At 51.3% G+C, this 19,366-nt stretch carries 8 protein-coding genes; all 8 read right to left on the reverse strand.

From position 1 onward, the window contains the following. A partial coding sequence (locus AB1763_04340) for a hypothetical protein (GenBank protein MEW5832044.1) occupies positions 1-215 on the reverse strand: 215 nt, incomplete at its 3' end. After that, positions 212-6,571 (reverse strand): hemagglutinin repeat-containing protein, encoded by a 6,360-nt coding sequence (locus tag AB1763_04345; GenBank protein MEW5832045.1) that lies wholly within the window; start codon positions 6,569-6,571, stop codon positions 212-214. The genes AB1763_04345 and AB1763_04340, both read right to left, overlap by 4 nt. An 8-nt stretch (positions 6,572-6,579) precedes the next feature. After that, a complete protein-coding gene (locus tag AB1763_04350) occupies positions 6,580-8,199 on the reverse strand; it encodes a ShlB/FhaC/HecB family hemolysin secretion/activation protein (GenBank protein MEW5832046.1) in 1,620 nt (539 codons plus the stop codon). Positions 8,200-8,396: 197 nt separating this feature from the next. Beyond that, on the reverse strand, positions 8,397-11,507 hold the full coding sequence (gene ccsA, locus AB1763_04355; GenBank protein ID MEW5832047.1) for a cytochrome c biogenesis protein CcsA: 3,111 nt from the start codon (positions 11,505-11,507) through the stop codon (positions 8,397-8,399). 75 nt (positions 11,508-11,582) lie between these two features. After that, positions 11,583-12,935 carry an NADP-specific glutamate dehydrogenase gene (gene gdhA / locus AB1763_04360; GenBank protein ID MEW5832048.1) on the reverse strand — a complete coding sequence of 451 codons (1,353 nt, stop codon included), beginning with the start codon at positions 12,933-12,935 and terminating at the stop codon, positions 11,583-11,585. Positions 12,936-12,948: 13 nt separating this feature from the next. Then, positions 12,949-15,678 (reverse strand): DNA polymerase I, encoded by a 2,730-nt coding sequence (gene polA / locus AB1763_04365; protein ID MEW5832049.1) that lies wholly within the window; start codon positions 15,676-15,678, stop codon positions 12,949-12,951. Positions 15,679-15,690: 12 nt separating this feature from the next. Then, complete coding sequence (locus AB1763_04370; protein ID MEW5832050.1) at positions 15,691-16,506, reverse strand: HDOD domain-containing protein; 816 nt, start codon at positions 16,504-16,506, stop codon at positions 15,691-15,693. Between the two features lie 40 nt (positions 16,507-16,546). After that, positions 16,547-19,363, reverse strand: a complete 2,817-nt coding sequence (gene uvrA, locus AB1763_04375; protein ID MEW5832051.1) for an excinuclease ABC subunit UvrA — start codon at positions 19,361-19,363, stop codon at positions 16,547-16,549. Between the last annotated feature and the right edge of the window lie 3 nt (positions 19,364-19,366).

Genomic DNA, 19,366 nt, shown 5'->3' on the forward strand with positions numbered 1-19,366 from the left:
CTCTCTCTGAATTCAGGAAATAATGAACAAAAACCTTTTTTATGGCACCGTGGATAGTCTTGGCTTTTCATTGATAGATCGTAAAACGGCATCGGTAAATCCACTGCGCGATCTTTTAGTATCATCTGCTTGTCATCGGGGTAGATGGTTGACATATGGGGCTCTGAACATCCGCTTATCAGCAGAATCATCCCAATAAGTAATAAATGCTTCACTTTTTATCTCCTGCTTGTGGAATATAGACATTTGAATAGCTCGGATCAGTATGAATTGCTCGATAAAAACTATCGAGAGTAAGTTCAGAATTTGTCGCTGGATCGAAATAATATCTTTTATCACTAGGCGTTATTCCACTTTCCCCACACCCTATCACACACTTATATCCTGAATGCGAAGATGTTTGATCCGGATTATCCAAATTGGCTTCCAGTCCGCCGTTAAAAAGAGTCGGTAATCCTCGGGTCAAATCGTATCCCAAATTTTTCCAAAAATCGTTGCGATTGTTTATTCCTGCGCTATTCCCCCCCAGCATTGCCACCAAATCCCCCGGATTGACGGAAGATTTGAAAATATTTTCAATATCTTTACTTCCATGCTGATCTTTTAGTCTTTGTTCTCCCCCATAAATCTCACGAAAAAACTCCCCTGCCGCATCAGAGCTTACCGGAGAACCGTCATATTGGGTCGTGAATTTCGCATTTGGATTGTTTTGTACGATTGAACCGATTTCGTCCTGGTTTAGTTTCGTGCCCAGATAATCCTGCACCGTTCCTGCGGAATGCGCGGCCGAGTTGAGGTTTCCGTTTGTAAGTTTAGTCAATTGTGTTTTGATCTCTCCGCTTTGTCGTGCTCCCCCCGTAGCCAGTTGAGTCATATTGGTTGTAACTGCAAGCTTATCTTGTCCTACTTCGATCAAATCTCCGACAATACCATGGGTCTGGTTATAGTTTAGTAATGCTATGCTCGGATTTCCTTGTTGCTCGCGTTGATTTTGCAATGCTTCAGCCACGCTGTTCATGATACCATTTGTAAAAAGCTTATCCAGTCCAAGTGCAATTGCTTTGGTTTCATCGATATAGAGTTTCATGTCATCAAAGTTTCCATCTTTTTCAGCATTTTTCGTAAGTCGTACGGTTTTATTTGGATTTGTAACGTAGCTAATAGTTCCATCTGAATTTTTTATCTCGCTGTAATCTTTATTTTCTTTACTAAGTCCTAAAGCTATAAATTTTGCTTCATCCTTACTTTGCAATATTGATCTATTATCTCCGAAGAGCTGTATGGCGATCTGCGTCACATACCCTCCGCCGTTTCTTTGCGATGGGAGGATTCCTAAACCACTGATAGCATCCAGCCCTCCGCCCACTACTCCTGCTAATCCGTTATCATTCGACCCCGGCAGATTTTCCGTGATCTCTTTACGTACGCTTAGTCCGATGTCTTTTGCCGCTTGTTTCCATTTCTCGACAGTTTGGGTAGGGTTCAGCACCGAGTTGATAGAGTTTTCACTCGCATATATATCGTAGTTTTTACTCTCGTCTTCGGTGATCTCTTGGGCTTTGGCGATGTCGCGGTTGAGCGTGCCCGATACTGATTCTTGGCTAGTCAGGGCAATTGTCCCACCTCCGATCGTCGCACGGTTGATTTGCTCTTTATCGCTGTAACCGTATCCCGCTTCGAGGGTTCCTCCGGTAGTCTCTTTACTGTTCGTTTGGAATTGTGCGGCGGTAATATTTCCCAGACCGATACTCATCGAGGTTGATTTGTCGTAATCGGCGATGTCGCTTGCGCTGAGGGTTCCCGTCGTGAGATGAACGTTGTTTACGTCATTTCCGTTTCTATCGATGGTGGCGATGATCGCTCCTTTTAGATCGGTATTGCCGGCTACGGTTATATCGGCTTGTTTGGTTGCGATGATACCTGTTTGCTCTTCTACCCATGCTTTGGAACGGCTCGATTTCCCTGCACCTACATTGACACTTCCTCCGGTACTGATGGCAATGCTATTGCTGTCGCCTTTGGAGCTTCCGGTGTCTTGGACACTAATGAGATTAAGGTTTCCGCCGACATTTGCCGTAACGGTATTACCGGATACATGAGCACCTTTAAGCGTCGTATCTCCTGAGGTGTTGATGAGGACATCGTTACCACTCACATAAGCATCTCTTTGGGTCGTATCGTTGGATTGGTTTTTAGCCTGTGCATATGATGCATCCACTTGACCTTCACGTGTTCCGAACAAGGTTACTTTGAACGATCCCGATTTATCTGATAACGAGGAAGAGGTATTTTGTGCCGAAGATTTCAGGGTAATCGATTCTGCGTTCATCGAGATTTTATTCCCCGCGATGACGTCACTACCTGCAACGGTGACCTCTTTCCCGGCATCTAACGTTACATCATGCCCAGCAGCAATGGTAGAGCTTTGTGCGGAGGTACTTTGAATGGATGTTTCGCTTTTGGACATCTCGGCAATCGCATCAAATCCCACGCTGATGGAATGTGACAGTGTATTACTAACCAAATCGATACTTCTCAGCACCATCGAAGCGGCATTGACCGCGTTGTCCGATTTAGACAGCGACTGCGCATTTGATGAGAGTTGTTTTGCGGCATTGGTAACATGTTGTTCTACCCCGACTTTGATCCCCGCTTTTAGTTCTTCGTGAACCTGATTTTTATAGGCGGTTGCATCCTCCGAGAGAATATTGATATTTTTATCAGCATGGATGGAGACATCATTGTTGGCAAAAACATTTGATGCAAGAACATTGGTATTATTACCTGAATGCACTATGATATTATCACCGAGAAGTTGTGTACTTACCTCTTGCGTTTGTCCCTCTCCCAGTTTGTCGGATTTGGTGATGACTCCGGCAAAAATAGAGGCTTCGTTCATATTTAGCGTTACACCGATACCTGCTTTTGCTATAGATTCTTTATGCTGATGGCTGGCGGATTCTGTAGCTGAAAGGATATTTACATCTCTTTGTGCGTTCACGTCAATGGTTGAAGCAACAATATTTGATCCGATGGATGTCACATCCTGTCCCGCTTCAACTACTACCGTATTCGCGCTCAATATTGCACTTTTTTGCGTGATATCGGCTTTGGCATCTTGTGTTTGTTTCTCTTCTGAAACCGTCAGCATGCCGTCATTCAAACCTAAACCAAGTCCTGATTTCTTACTGTAGTATTGTTTAGTCTTTTGCTCCTCATCGGATAATACATTGACGTTTTGAATTGCTGCCAGTCCGATTGCGTCTCCCGCACTCACATTCGATGCCACGATAGTAAGATCTTTTCCCGAATTCATGATGATGTTTTTGGCCTCGGTTTTTAGCGTCGCTTCATGACGCTTTACTGCATCGGTGCTGTCCAGCGATACGGAACTGACCAGACCGCCGAAGCTGCTTTTGGACTCTTGATGAAGTTCTGCTTCACGGTAAGCCTTGGCGAGGACGTTGATGTCCCCTGCCGCATCCACTTGAATATTCTGAGCTGCTTTTAGGTTTGCGGCTTGCAACGTGGTGTCTTTGCCGCTGGTAATAGCAATATTATTCCCGTTGATCGCCGAAGAGACGACCGACTCTTTGAGGGTTGTATCACGGGAAGAACCGGAAGAAAATGTCCCTTTATAGCTGGTCCGGACATCCGTAAATTCACGATCGTTCGAAGCAATGACGGCAATATTTCCTCCCGCGTTCAAAGCAAGCTCTTTACCTGCTATATTAGAAGAATTCACCGTGATATCGTTAGCTGCATCGATATTGGTGTCTCCTCCTGCACTTAGAATACTCGTATGTTGTTTGATCTTTTCTATCTCGCTGGAACCTTGTGCCCATGTTGTTTTGTAGAGGGAATTTTGTTCCAGGACGCTTAGGGTGACGTTTTCACCGCTCAGAGCGATATTCCCCCCTGCGGACGTTTCGGCTCCCGTGAGGGTGATATCTTTAGCCGCTCCGGCGATAAGGTTGCCCTTTGCCCAAATCTCTGCGCGTTCCCCTACCGCTGAAAGGTTTCCGGTTGTTCCGGCATATTCATTCAAATCGATACTCTTGGTAGCACTCTGTGAAACGATATTACCGTTGTCACTGATGAGCGCAACGTTATTGCCTCTGATCGTTCCGCTCGTGTTGGTGATATCATTAGTCGTGCGCAGGAGCATATCACTAGCGCTTTTGATCGTTCCGCCTGTGTTGGAAATACGATCGGCTTGTGCAAGGAGAACTCCACCCGCTCTGACCTCTCCGGCGTTGCTAAGTGCTCCATCAAGTGCCAATGCGACATCCCCTCCGGCAATGATCTTGCCGCCTTGTGTCAGCTCTTGGTTTTTTAGTGATACCAGATAGACCACCGGAACCAATACACGTTGACCTGAAACTTCTCGCTCCTCCATCCACACGATGTCACGGTTAAGCGCCCTCACCTGCTCACTACTGAGAGTTACCCCAAATTCCAGATTCAAGTCACCTTGTGCCAAGAGAGCATTGTCCATCAATCCCCGGTATTGTGCTGTATCATTGCCGAATCCGGCCAGATAGCGTTCTCCACTCAGGCGAAACACCGCATCACGCACCAACTGTGTTTCATATGTTGCATCGCCTAGGCGTTTGGTATTGGCGGCACTATCGAGATGCAACCTATCCATGATGTAATCGGAGCTGATAAACGTATTGAAATCCGTATACAGCGGATTGGATTCAATCAGATATGGAAGAGATGGATTCGATACGGCAACAAATCGCCCATAGTCTCCTTCGGGAAGGGTATAACTTCCATCAGCGATGAGATCGGTAAAATGCGATGATTCGGGAATCTCATTGGATGATATATTGATCGGCGCGATTCCTGCAACGACATCGGCATTATTAATGCCGATCAAATTACCATGAAGATTTCTGCCGGCCCATATTGTCGAATATACATGATCCAGAATCGTATCGGAGTGTTCATAATAACTGTAATTATGGTACCATGCATGTTTTCCCCATTTTCCATGTTTTTCCCAGTGTTCGACATAATGGGAAATATCAATGATTTCATGGGCATTAACTGCCGCTTCGTTGTTCAACGAACCTGACAAGTACAAATCTCTATTGGCCGAAATCATCGAATATCGGTTATGTATCGCCGCATCAATCATCATATCGTTGCCGCTCATGATATAAGCGGGTGAAAATCCTGTTTTGTCAATCGCTTCGATCGTAGTCGTCGTTGTACGATGGTCACGAAATTCGGGTGCAAAATAATCGGTAATACTGATCGAGGATGTAACGCTCGATTTGTCCGGAACGTTTGTCGAAAAATTTTCGAGCGATAAAGCATCTATGCTGAGATCCTGTTGCGCATCTATCGTTGCGGCTTCGTTACGCACCGTTCCCGAATCGTGGATTATAATATCACCTCCTGAAACGATATAAGCACCTTCGGCATTCAGTAAGAGGTCAGACGCCGCAATATCGATTTTCTTTGCACTGTAAAGTACTCCATTATTGGTCATTTGCCGTGTATGCGCCAAAAACGTGTCAGTCCCTATTATTCCCCCATCATTGACTATATCTCCACCCGAAATATTTAGCGTATCCGCGATTATGGCACCTTTATTGCGCATAGCATCCGACACTTCGACATCAATATTACCCGCATACATTTTTTTATTGACAATGAGTTCACTGGATTGGGAGCGGAGCGAATGTTCCGCGATTGCCGTAGCAATTACAATTTCTCCATCCGCAGTCAATTCCAATGAATCTCCTGCGTATGCAATCGGGGGCAGATTGATACCGACTCCTTTGTCCGTACCTACCAAACGGATCATTTCACCATAAATTCCCCCCAAAGCACCCGAATCGATTGAAAATTCGGCATTTCCTACCACCTCATCAGCTACAACGGTACCATCAAGAGCAATACTATTTTGCCCAGTCACCACATCCAGTTTTTTCGCATGGATTTCAGCGTTAAGGCACAATGCCTTAGTATACAGATCGACGCGATCGATATTAGATGCGTTCAGACCATCCCCTTCGATGGAAATATCTCCGTGCCGTACATAAAATCCCGACAACGTATTGCCGCTGATCTGAGGCATACCTGTCGTAAGTGTTGCACGCGCGGTATTGATAAATCCGCCTCCGTTTACCGTGATGCCGTTAGGATTGGCAATGATTAAATCGGCACGATGTCCTGCCACTTCTGCATAACCTTGCAATAATGAGCGATTTGTCCCGGTCACCTCATTAAGGATTACTCGTGCGGGAGTCGTTCCCAGATTGGCGTTGCCTTGAACCCATCCGCCAAGTTGTGTCTGGACGGCATTGGTTGCATTATTAAGAATGACTCCTTTTTGTTCGATACTAAACGCACTGAATTTGTTATGTGACAAACCATTTACGCCTGGTGTGACGATATTGACAAGAGGAATTCCGTTTGCGGTCACATCCATCTGCGGCTGATTGAAAAGCGGGGCCGCTTCATCCACAACAATAGCTTCAGCGAACAAGGTATTCCCCAGCAGGACCGAAGCAAGTGCGTATGAAATCGATTGGCGATAGAGGTGAGTAAACATAGTGTCTCCTAAAAATTGACCGAAGCGCTTATCCCGATAAACGGTTCTACGTCAAATGTTGCATCCGGGGCGGTAAGAGGAATCGCATGATAAAGATCGATATTCAAAGAACGATACTGTCCACGAAGCCCCAAGGTAGCGCTTGTAAGCATCCCGCCTGAAGTATCTTCACCTGAACGTATCCGACCGAGATCGTACGCGCAATAAGGAGCGATATATTTTGAAAGTTGAAATGCAAAATCATTACGGGCATACCATCCGCTGTTACCGCTGATGTTGCGATTCTGAAATCCCCGAACGCTGTACGCTCCCCCGATACTTATCTGCTCAACGCTATAAAGCAGATCATTGCTATACTGGGCAAAGGCAGAAAATCGATATGTCACGGGAAGGGAATAAGAAAAATATTTGGTACTCCCAACAGCCAGCGTCCATTTTGAGAAATCATGTTTAAGCGCACCGTCGGTTGTCGGATGAAACGGATTCAAGCCGTGGTAATAATCCAACAGGAGATACGATTCCAAAGACGGATTGCGATAAACGAATTTTCCACCGATTTTACCGACTGTTAAATTGTAAGTTGACGAATCGATCACCGCCCCTTCGATCATACTGAGTGTCTTCTTTTGGGCCAGAGATCCGGACAGCTCAACATTCTTGGTACGGGTATGAAAAAGTTTATAAGTTGTGTCGAGAGAATAAACTTCACTTTCTCCATGAGAGATATATGAATCATTCAAGCCCCTGATCGTCTGGGAATAGGTAAAACGGGATAATCCCGCTTCCCAAAGCCATTTTCCTAAAGGGATACCATAGGTGTATGAATTTCCAAAAGTTTTGCGTCCGGTTTGTTGTTTATCAGTCGTATTAAGCGCAATTTCAAGAATATCGCTGAAACCGAAAAAATTTTCCCATACTACCCCGCCCGAAATTTGATATTTTCCCGTTTCTTCCGAACCAAAATTATTTAGTCCCAATGAGCCGAATAAAGGAGCGGTTTCACGGGTATTCAAAACGATATCGCTGCTTCCGACTCTCTCACCAGGCACCAAGCGCATCCGTGTCTCGCCGGATCGCAACCGATTCACCTGTTCCAATGCACTTTCAAGATCTCCGAGATGCAACACTGCATCTGCCAGACCAATAAATGCTCCGCTCGTTCTTTTGCTGTCGGAAAGGATTCGGCCTACCTTCCCTTCAACCGCATTCATTTCAATCTTACCTTCTGCGATATTCTGCGTAGGAAGATAGACTCGTGAGGTGACATATCCTTTATCTATGTAAAGTTTTGTAAACGCATCGGCTAATGAATTGAGCGCACGAATACCGTTACATCGGCTGATATACTCTTTTGTGATTGCTTCAAACTCTTCTTTTCGAATCAATGTAGCATTCTTCACGTTGATGGTACGTGTTATGAAACATACCGTATCGTTTTTTTCTTCGGATACATTGACTTCGGGGACAATACCTTCTGACGAAGGTATAGCGGTATCTACATTTTCAAGCTTCTGATAGAGTTTGCGCTGTTCCTCTTTCAAAAACGGAACCATCGTATCAGTGGCTGCATGTCCGGTCAAAACGCCAAACATAAATATCAAAAAAAATGACAATATTTTATTAATCAATGTTTTCTCATGTTTAAAATTAACAAATAGTAAACACTTTTTATTTAATTATTCATTAATTATAAATATTTTAAAACAATTAAAAATATTTGTCGAGGCTGCTATGTGAACAATTTTTAGACTTTGGAAAAATTTTAATGGAGAAAATCGCCGCCATACAAAGCGGCGATAAGGAAAAAAGGAAAAAAAGAAAAGAATTACGCGGTTTTGCGTTTGGGGTATGCCATTGCGATCACGATCGCGATAACGGCATAGGTGACGGGGACGAAATCGGGAACCGGTACAGGGTCGCCTTTCGCGTACGAGTGAAGCCCTGCGAGGTAGTAGTTTACCCCAAAATAGGTCATCAGAACCGACGTAAACGCCAGCAGGGAGACAACGCTGAAGACGTAGTCGCTGTACGCCCCTTTGATAAAGCGCAGGTGGATGACGACGGCGTAGACGAGGATCGTCACGAGCGCCCATGTCTCTTTTGGGTCCCAGCCCCAGTAGCGGCCCCAGCTCTCGTTCGCCCAGACGCCGCCGAGGAAGTTTCCGACGGTCAGGAGGACCAGACCGATGATGAGGCTCATTTCGTTGATGGCGTTAAGCTCTTTGATCGCGAGGTTGAGCCGTCCGGCGTTTTCGCCCCGTTTAAAGACGAACAGCAGCAGGGTAATCATCCCCAGCAGCGCTCCCAGACCGAGGAACCCGTAACTGGCCGTAATCATCGACACGTGGATCGAAAGCCAGTACGACTGCAATACCGGAACGAGGTTCGTAACCTGCGGATCCATCCAGTTCAGATGGGCGACGAAGAGGATCAGGCCCGTCAGGATCGACGTCGCGGCCATCGTCATCACCGAACGGCGCGAGAAAATGAATCCCGCGAGCACCGTAGCCCATCCGATGTAGATCATCGACTCGTACCCGTTCGACCATGGAGCGTGACCCGAAATGTACCAGCGGATCGCAAGTCCCACCGTATGCGCGGCGAAAAAGAGCACCAACAGCCCGAACGACATCTTCGTAAACCATGCCATCGCAAACGACGGCTTGAGGATTTTGACGAACGACAGGATCAGCAAGAGGAACCCGACGACGAAATACAACGGCCAGAGCTGTTCAAAGATGTTCGCCTTGTTGTAGAAAATCTCGGCTTTGAGCTTCATGTCGGCGGGATAGACGCTCGCCCCGACGAAACGCTGGTATTTGTCGATGCGCGCGAGTGCTTCATCGGCCTGTTTCCAGTCACCGCTTTTGATCGCGGCGTCGATGGAGCTGAAATAGCCGATGGCGAGGAGGCGCACCACTTCGCCCTCTTTGGGCTGCAGGGTTTGGAGCGCTTCGATCGTTGCGTCCCATTTGTGGTTTTTATCGTTCGGACGGGGCCACATCCGCACGAGGGAGCCGGTGTAGACCATGTAGGCGACGTTCACCCGCTCGTCGACCTGAAGCAGCGCCTTGTCGAGTTTGTCCCGTTTGCCGGGGGACTTGCGGTTGGCTTCGTCGACGAGTTTGGCCAGTTTGTAACCCGCGATTTCGTCGGGGAATTCGAAAAACTGCGAGAAAGCGGCCGTTTTCGCATTTTCGGGAAGTCCGATGAGCTTATTGATCTCCTTGTCTCCCGTACGGATCATTGCGATCTCGCGCCATGCGTCGGGACGGAGCATCATCCCCAGAACGACCTGGTTGGAGGTGAGCCCCATAAACGTGTCGCTGCGGCCCAGCTTGGCAAGGATTTCGTGGGTCAGCGTGTCCATCGGCTTCATCCGTCCGCTGGCATCCTGCACGACGAGACGGCCGAATTGGTCGGCATGGGCTTTGTCGAAAGCCTTGGCGGTCTGGATGACCGGGTTGGACTCGTCCGAAGCGACCGCATCGGTCGATCCGAATGCCATCAGGGCAATCAGGAGCGAAGCCGCCGTTTTTTGGGCGTTGATCGATTTGAGTTTTTCACCCAGGGCGTTGAAACGGCCCGTTTTGACGAACAATACGCCAAAAAGGCCGATCGCGAGCAACAGATACCCGATGTAGGTAATAAGGGTTCCCGGATCGCGGTTGACCGAGAGGACGGTTCCCAGTTCGTCCTGATCGTACGAGGACTGGAAAAAGCGGTATCCCTGATAATCCAGGACATGGTTCATGTAAATACGGAAGTCGAACTCTTTTTGGTTTGCCTCGTCGATCACCGTCACTTCACTGGCGTACGAGGAAGGGGACATCGATCCCGGATAACGCTCAAGCTGAAAATCGCGCAACGCTACGGCAAAGGGGAGTTTACGCTCGATCGAACCGTACGAAGCCTGAATCATCATCTCTCCGAGCTTCACCTGAACCGCTTCGCCGATCTCTCCGGGCGTTCCCATGACGAGTGCCTGGGCGCGTTCGCCTCCTTTGGTAAAACTGAGCGTAAGCGCATCGGAGCCTTTCATCATCGGGCCTTTGGCGGGGAGCGAAACCAGTTTTTTCACCGCTTTGGGGAGGAAGCTGCGCATGACGAACCCGCTTTGAGGACTTTGGTAGAGTGTACGTCCCGCAAAAAGGTGTTTACCGCCGGCGAGAGGTGCGCTTTGCTGCGTATCCATACTCAGCGTCATCAGCGGCTGCGGCGTAGTCAAGTACGGCTGGTCGTTTTCGACGCTGAGAGCGACAACGGGCTTTTCAAACGTTTTCCCCGAACCGAAATCGATTACCACGTCGTTGGCTTCGACGAACTCTCCCTGTACGAGCTGAACCTGCTGGGCCCCCGCCGCACCCGTTACCATCAGCTCGATAACGGGCTTGCCGGCCGGATCGGCGACCATCTCGTACGACGCGTCGCCCATGTAAGCTTCGAGCTTGACGCTCACCGATTCACCGCCGACGTCAAGCGTCCGCTCGAAATCGTTGGCTGAACGCTTGGAGAGAAAAAGAGGCTCTTCGAACGTGTAGGTATTGTCGCCTTTGAGAACCGAAAACGTAATGTAGGGCTCCGCGCTGGTAATCGCGTCGTTCTTTTCCCCTTCGCGGATGTGCATCATCCCCTCATATCCGATGTAACGGGTCACCGCCGCGCCGACAAGGATAATCAAAAAAGCGACGTGGAACAAAAGCACCAGCGCTTTTTCGCGCCGTGCCATTTTGAAATTGACAATGTTGATCGTCAGATTAAGCGCCAGAAGTGCCAGGAGCACTTCGAACCAGCGCGCGTTGTAAACGTCGGCTTTCGCACTCATGGTGCCGTAGTCGTTTTCGATGAAGGTCGCATAGCCGATTGAGACGGCGAAAATCAGCATCAAAACGGCCATCGTTTTCATGGACCCCAGAAGGGAGAGTATTTTATTCATTGAAAGACCTGTCCTGTAATATCGGTGCAATTGTAGTCGCAATCCGGTAAATATTTGTTAACCCCGTGTAAATAGTTACACGCCTTCGAGAATCATCGCTTCCGCAACCCGTTTAAACGCCGCGATGTTGGCCCCGTCGACAAAGTTGCGCTCGCATCCGTACTCTTTGGCCGTCAGCGAAACCCGTTTGTAGATCTGTGCCATGAGTTCCTGCAGCTTGCGATCGACCTTGTCGTAATCCCATTTCTCCATCGACGCGTTCTGGCTCATTTCGAATTCGCTCACCGCGACCCCTCCGGCATTGGAGGCTTTGCCCGGGGAGAAGAGGACTCCTTCGCGCTGAAACAGCTCGATGGCGTCGGGTGTGGTCGGCATGTTCGCCCCTTCAACCACGGCAACGCAGCCGTTTTCGATCAGTTTGGCGGCGTCGATCCGGCCGAGCTCGTTTTGCGTTGCGCACGGGAACGCCGCGAAACAGGGATAGTGCCATGCCGCATGCCCCCCTTCGGGATAATCGGCTTTGGCGGTATAGACCGAGCCCGGAACACGCGCCGCGTACCCCTCCAGCGACGCACGGGAGCCGTTGCTCTTCAGCTCGCGTACGACGCACAGGTCGATCCCCCTGGGATCAAAGACCGTCCCCTCACTGTCGCTGCAGGTGACGACCAGAGCCCCCATCTGCTGAAGCTTTTCGATCGTGTGGAGCGCCACGTTCCCCGCCCCGCTGACGCAGCACGTTTTCCCCTCCAGCGTCTCCTGAAGTTCCTGCGAAAGCATCTCGGCGGCGAAATAGACGACCCCGTACCCGGTCGCCTGCGGACGCATGAGCGATCCTCCGAATTCGTAGGGTTTGCCGCTGAGGACCCCGTCGTAGTTGCGGGTGATCCGTTTGTATTCACCGTAGAGGTAGCCGATTTCACGGGCTCCGACCCCGATGTCGCCTGCGGGAACATCCACCCGCGCACCGATGTACTGGTAAAGCTCGCGCATGAAAGCACGGCAAAACTTCATAATCTCGAAGTCGCTTTTCCCTTTCGGATCGAAATCACTGCCCCCCTTCGCCCCGCCGATAGGGAGCCCGGTCAGGGAGTTTTTGAAAATCTGTTCGAAAGCCAGGAATTTCAAGATCCCCGTATCGACGCTGGGGTGGAATCGCAATCCGCCCTTGTACGGTCCCAGCGAATTGTTGAACTGGATCCGGTAGCCGTTGTTGATGTGGACGCGGCTTTGGTCGTCTACCCACTGAACTTTGAACTGGATCACCCGGTCGGGGGTCACGAGACGTTCCAAAATTGCGTAGCGTTCATAGCGCGGATCGCTTTGGACGATCGGTTCGAGCGACGAGAGCACTTCGCCGACCGCCTGCAAAAACGTATTGTCGGTATTGACGTTCGACTGTTTCAGATTCGCGAGAATTTGTTCGACCATACCGTATCCTTTGTTATTTCAGTTCGCCCCAGTGTCTGCCGATGTGCATCGAGGTTTTGAGGGGGATCCGCAGTTGCGCAACCGTCTCCATCGCCTCCACGAAACGGCGGGCATACCCTTCCGCCTCGTTTTCGTCCGCTTCGAAAATCAGTTCGTCGTGGATCTGAAGGAGCATCGAGGCTTTCATCCCCTCTTCGCGGATCATCGCGTCGATTTTGTTCATCGAGAGCTTGATCAGATCGGCTGCCGACCCCTGAAATACGGTGTTGACCGACTCCCGTTCGTAGGCGGCTTTGAGCATCGGGGTGGCCGCGGCAAAATCGAAATAGCGGCGGCGTCCCAGCAGGGTTTCGACGTAACCCGCCGCTTTGGCCTGTTCCACAACCCCGGCAAAATACCCTTTGACGCTGGGGAACGTTTCGAAATAACGTTCGATGATCGTTTTGGCCTCTTTGGTGCTGATTCCAAGCGTATCGGAAAGTTTCTTTTGCCCCATGCCGTACAAAAGGCCGAAATTAACCGTTTTGGCGATGTGGCGCTTGGAGGGGGCTTCGGCTTCCCCGAACAGCGCAATCGCCGTTTGCATATGGATGTCGCGCCCGTGATTGAACGCATCGACGAGGACGCTGTCTTCGCTGAAATGGGCCAAGAGCCGCAATTCGATCTGCGAGTAGTCGATGCCGATCAGCACCCTCCCCCCGCCTGCGACAAACGCTTCGCGTATCCGCAGACCGAGGGCCGTTTTGGCGGGTATATTCTGAAGGTTCGGGTTTTTCGAGCTCAGACGCCCCGTTGCCGTCCCCGTCTGGATGAACGAAGTGTAGATGCGCGAATCGGGATCGTTTTGCGCCAGCGCGATCAGCGGCTCGATGTAGGTCGAATAGAGCTTGTGATATTCGCGGTACTGCAACAGCAGCGGAATCACCGGATGTTCGTGGCGAAGCCCCTCGAGCACCTGTTCGTCGGTACTGTAGCCCGTTTTCGTCTTTTTACCCGACGGCAGCCCCAGCGTTTCGAACAACACCGTTCCCAGCTGTTTGGTCGAATTGAGGTTGAAAACGCTCCCCGCTTCGGCGTGTATCCGCTCCGTCAGCGTCGCGATCTCGGCGGCAACCTCTTTTTTAAATGCCTCCAGGACCGCCGAATCGACCGCAATCCCCTCTTTTTCCATCGATAGTAACGTCAGGGTGAAGGGGAATTCCACATCGTAGGCTTCATCCAGCGCTTTTTGTCCGCCCCGCTGAAACAGCTGGTCCCGCAGGACGTCGTAAAGGCGGTAGGTGATGTAGGCATCCTCCGCGGCGTAGCGGCATGCGGACTCAATCTCGACCGATGCGAAATTCTCCCCTTTTTTGACGGTGTCCTTGAAATGGATCATTTCGTGATGCAGCAGCGATGCGGAAAGATTGTCCATGGAGAGCGAACGCGCGGGGTCGCAGAGCCATGCCATCACCATCGTGTCGGCCAGAATCGGAAGCCGTTCGCACTCCAGGAAACGGGTGACGAAGTGGAGATCGAATTTGATGTTGTGCCCGATAATTCTGCGATCGAACAGTGCGAGAATTGCCTTTTTCGCCGCTTCGCGGCTCACCTGCGGTCCGACCCCGAGATAACTGTGGGCCATCGGCACGTAATAGCCGTTTTTGCCGTCCCAGCTGAAACTGAACCCCACCAGCCGGTCGGTTCGGGGATCGAGCCCCGTCGTCTCGGTGTCGAATGCGACCACGGCGTCGTTCGGGATCGATTCAATCGTAGAAAAGAGCGTTTCATCGGTGTCGATCAGTACGGCACACCCTTCGGGATGATCGCATTTCGGAAATGTCGGGGCAACGGAGCGCACCGGTTCGGGTACGGAACCGTTTTGGGACTCTTCGAAAAGTGCTTTGGCCTTGAGGCTGCGCAATACCGCGTTCATCTCGTAATGGACGAGATCATCGTAAATCGGGAGAAACGGATTCTCGAAATGCATCGCGAACTGCCCGAAATCGAGCGGTTCGAGCGCATCGGCGCTCAGACGGACCAGTTCCCGTGAACGGAACGCGTCGTCGCGGTACGTTTCGAGCAGTCCGCGTATCCGCGGCGGCGCCACTTCGTCCAGACGCGCATAGATTTCCTCCAGGCTGCCAAACTGCGCCAGCAGCTTCTGGGCGGTCACTTTTCCGATCCCCTTGACGCCGGGAACATTGTCGGCACTGTCGCCGATCAGGGACTGGTAATCGATAAACTGGGTCGGATGGACGCCGTATTTTTCGTCGCAGTGGCGCTCGTTGAGCACTTTTTTCGAGATCGCGTCGACGAGGACGACGACGTCGTCCTCGATAAGCTGATAGAGGTCTTTGTCATGCGAAACAATACGGACCAGATACCCTTTGGCCCGTGCCTGGGCCACGACGGAAGCGATCATGTCGTCGGCTTCGAACCCGATGCGCGAAAGAGACTTGTATCCCATCTTTTCGATCCACTCGATCGCGACGGGGAGCTGTTTTTTCAGCTCCTCGGGTGCAGGAGAGCGGTTGGCCTTGTACTGCGGATCTATCTCGGCCCGGAAACTGGGCCCCGGAGCGTCGAGGGCGAAAATCAGGTAATCGCTGCCGTGGTCTTTGTGCAGCGAGGCGATAAAATTGACAAACCCGGTCAAAAGCCCCGTAGGGAAGCCGTGTCGGTTCGAAAGGGGGGGAAGTGCGTAGAAACTGCGGAAAAAAAATCCGAAAGTATCGATAATCGTAACGGTCGGCTGTCCCATCGGTCGGCTTTGTTATACCAATTCGATTTCACGGATCGCGTCGACGGCTTCTTGCAGTTTTGAGACGTCGTACCCCGCCGTTTCGGCTTTTTTAAGCCCCTGGGTGAGCGGGTGGTCTCCGAAGGGGTTGTTGACCGGGACGATCGTTTTGACGATGTTGAGGGCGACGGCGAATTCGGCCACCGCTTCGGGCGCTTCTTCGGGCGCATCGGAGAAACGGATCATGTCGACGAACTCCTCGTCGAAATTCCAGTGGGTGAATATTGCCGCGGTTACGGTCGCGGTAGTCTCCTCGACGTAGTTGCGTTCGACCTGCGCGATATCGATCGCCGTATCGATGTCGGAGCGGAAGCTCGTTTCCATGTGTTCTTGGATCACGTCGCTGGCAATGAGAATTTTCCCCGTTTCCTGCAAGAACGAGGCGAGAAAGAGCTTGTCGGCCTTGGCACGGTCGATCTGGGCGTACCATTTGTGCATCAATGCCGCCTGGATCGAAGAGATTTCCGCAAACCGCTCCGACGTGATACCGTAGGGCTCCATATCGACGTTGAGCAGTTTACGGACCGAATTCCCCAGACCGATCGAGCGGGTCATGCTCATCCCGAACAGCGAGACGGCCTGTCCGACGTTCGTGATCTCGTGGCGAAAACTGTAAAGGGGAGAGTTCGCGGCCTTGAGCAGGTTGGCAACGATCATAGGGTCTTGTTCGACGACTTTAACCATCTCGTGTATCGAGCCGTCGGGGTCGTTGCAAACCCGTTGCATGTCGATGACCGTCTTCGGAAGCGGCGGCAGAGATTTAATACTGTTGACAATCGAACTTTTCATTATTCACCCTCGTATACACTTATAAAACACTTTTGGACTATTATACCCTATCCAACTCAAGAGCGAGATATTTTCCGGTAAAACTTCCCGTTTTCTCCCACTCCGCGGCAACCGTTTCAGGCGATCCCTCGGCGACGAGCAACCCGCCGCCGCTTCCCCCTTCAGGCCCCATGTCGATGATCCAGTCGGCGTTTTTAATCATATCGAGATTGTGTTCGATCACCAGCACCGAATTGCCCAGTTCGACGAAGTTATGCAGCACCTTGGTCAGACGGTTGACGTCGTCGAAATGAAGCCCCGTCGTGGGTTCGTCGAGGATGTAGAGGGTCGAACCGGTGTCGCGGCGGCTGAGTTCCTTGGCCAGCTTGATCCGTTGCGCTTCCCCTCCCGAGAGGGTGACGGCGTTCTGCCCCAGCGTGATGTAATCGAGCCCGACGTCGCTGAGGGTCTGCAAAATCGCCTTGATCTTGGGGATCGGGGCGAAAAATTCCAGCGCTTCGCCGACGCTCATATTCAGGACATCCGAGATCGTTTTCCCCTTGTACTCGACCTGCAGCGTCTGGAGGTTGTAGCGGCTGCCGTGGCACGCATCGCATTTGACCATGATGTCGGGAAGGAAGTGCATCTCGATCTTGATCTCCCCTTCCCCCTGGCATTTCTCGCATCGTCCCCCTTTGACGTTGAAGCTAAAACGCGACGAGGTATAACCGCGGATCTGTGCCTCTTTCGTTTTCGCAAAGAGGTTACGGATCTCGTCCATTACCCCCGTGTAGGTCGCCGGATTCGATCGGGGAGTCCGCCCGATCGGACTCTGGTCGAGGTAGATCACCTTGTCGAGCTTCTCGAGCCCTTCGACTTCGACACCCGCGATGCGGTTGACCTTGCGGGCATGATTGAGAATCTCGCGCGTCACGGGCAGAAGCGTCTGGAGAATCAGCGAACTTTTCCCGCTTCCGCTCACCCCGGTCACGCAGACGAAGTTTTGCAGCGGGATCCGGACGTCGAGGTCTTTGATATTATTCAATGAAACGTTTTTGATACTCATCCACGCCTCCTGGGGACGGCGGTAGAAGTACTTGATCTGCTTTCGCCCCGAGAGGTAGTCGGCGGTGAGCGTACCGGACTTTTTGAGTTCCTCGAGCGTTCCGGCAAATACGACGTTCCCCCCGAATTTCCCGGCCCCGGGTCCGATATCGACGATGAAATCGGCGTGCTCGATCGTCTCCTTGTCGTGTTCGACGACGATCACGGTATTCCCTTTTTCCTGCAGCGAGCGCAGGGTCCGGATCAGTTTGAGGGTATCACGCTCGTGCAGCCCGATGCTGGGTTCGTCCAAAACGTACATGACCCCCGTCAGCCCGCTTCCGATCTGGCTGGCGATCCGGATCCGCTGCGCTTCGCCGCCGCTGATCGTACGGGCGTCTCGGCTGAGCGAAAGGTACCCCAGCCCCACGTCGTAGAGGAAAAAGAGACGTTCGCGGATTTCGTTCAGAATCGGGGCGGCGATCATCGCGTTCTGATCGCTGAGATATTCGAACGTCCGCGGCTCCGCAAACCATTCATACGTCTCTTTGAGCGGCATCGAAATCACCTCTCCGATCCCTTTTTCGGCAACGCGCACCGCCAGCGACTCGCGTTTGAGACGGTGGGAATTACACACGCTGCAGGGCTTTTCGCTCATGTAGTCGGCAAGGTCTTTTTCGTCCTTGAAAATGTCGTAGGCGATCCGGACGATTCCCGGCCAGGTCCGCTTGATCGGATGGTCTTGCCATTTGAATTCGACCTCCTCCACGCTGCCGTGGAGGATCGCTTTTTTCTCGTGTTCCTCAAGGGTGTAAAACGGCACGGTGATGTCGATTTTCCCGGCGGCGCAGAACGCTTTGAGGAACGTGAAGTAATACCCTTTGTTGAAGCCGTAGACGATCTTCACCGCCCCCTTTTCGATGGGAAGCTCCGAATCGATGATCTTGTCGTAATCGAGCGCGTAGCGGATCCCAAGACCGTCGCACTCGGGACAGGCCCCTTTGGGAGAGTTGAACGAAAACGACAGCGGTTCGAGAGGGTCGAAACTCACTTTGCAGTCGAAACAGGCGCTGTGCTCGCTGTAATGGATCAGGGCCTCCCGTAGCCCCATCTCCTCATGGTTCTGCACCTCGATCTCCACCTCGCCGTAACTTTCTTTGAGTGCTTTTTCAACGTCCTGCGCGATCCGGTCGTGGTTATCGGCGCGCACGACAAGGCGGTCGATGACGACTTTGAGGGTATGTTTTTTCGTCTTGGCGAGGTCGATCTCCTCATCGAGGCGGACCATGACCCCATCGATCATCGCACGGACGTACCCTTTGTGACGGAGCGATTCGAGGATATCGGCGAACGTCCCCTTCTTCTCCCGCACCAGCGGCGCAAGGATGACGATCTTCGAATTTTCGGGAAGTTTCAACACCTGGTCGATGATGTCCTGCGCCGACATTTTCGAGATTTTCTTACCGCACAGATGGCAGTGCTGCACCCCTACGCGGGCGTAGAGCAGACGCAGATAGTCGTAGATTTCGGTAATCGTCCCGACCGTCGAACGGGGGTTTTTGGAGGTTGTTTTCTGATCGATGGCGATGGCGGGGGTGAGCCCTTCGATCTTGTCGACGTCGGGTTTTCCGACACGGTCGAGAAACTGGCGGGCATACGAGGAGAGCGATTCGATGTAGCGACGCTGTCCCTCGGCGTAGAGGGTGTCGAAAGCGAGCGTCGATTTGCCGCTTCCGCTGATGCCCGTACAGACGACGAGGGCGTTTTTGGGGATCTCCAGAGAAATATTTTTAAGATTGTGCTCTTTGGCACCGATAATTTTGATCGTATCCATAGA

It is taken from the genome of Campylobacterota bacterium (genome assembly GCA_040752835.1).
GTDB lineage: Bacteria > Campylobacterota > Campylobacteria > Campylobacterales > Sulfurimonadaceae > Sulfuricurvum.

Bases quoted from the DNA above. Each gene is read 5' to 3' on its own strand.
- AB1763_04345 (MEW5832045.1), bottom strand. From the start codon at position 6,571: ATGTTTACTCACCTCTATCGCCAATCGATTTCATACGCACTTGCTTCG.
- ccsA (MEW5832047.1), bottom strand. From the start codon at position 11,507: ATGAATAAAATACTCTCCCTTCTGGGGTCCATGAAAACGATGGCCGTT.
- gdhA (MEW5832048.1), bottom strand. From the start codon at position 12,935: ATGGTCGAACAAATTCTCGCGAATCTGAAACAGTCGAACGTCAATACC.
- polA (MEW5832049.1), bottom strand. From the start codon at position 15,678: ATGGGACAGCCGACCGTTACGATTATCGATACTTTCGGATTTTTTTTC.
- AB1763_04370 (MEW5832050.1), bottom strand. From the start codon at position 16,506: ATGAAAAGTTCGATTGTCAACAGTATTAAATCTCTGCCGCCGCTTCCG.
- uvrA (MEW5832051.1), bottom strand. From the start codon at position 19,363: ATGGATACGATCAAAATTATCGGTGCCAAAGAGCACAATCTTAAAAAT.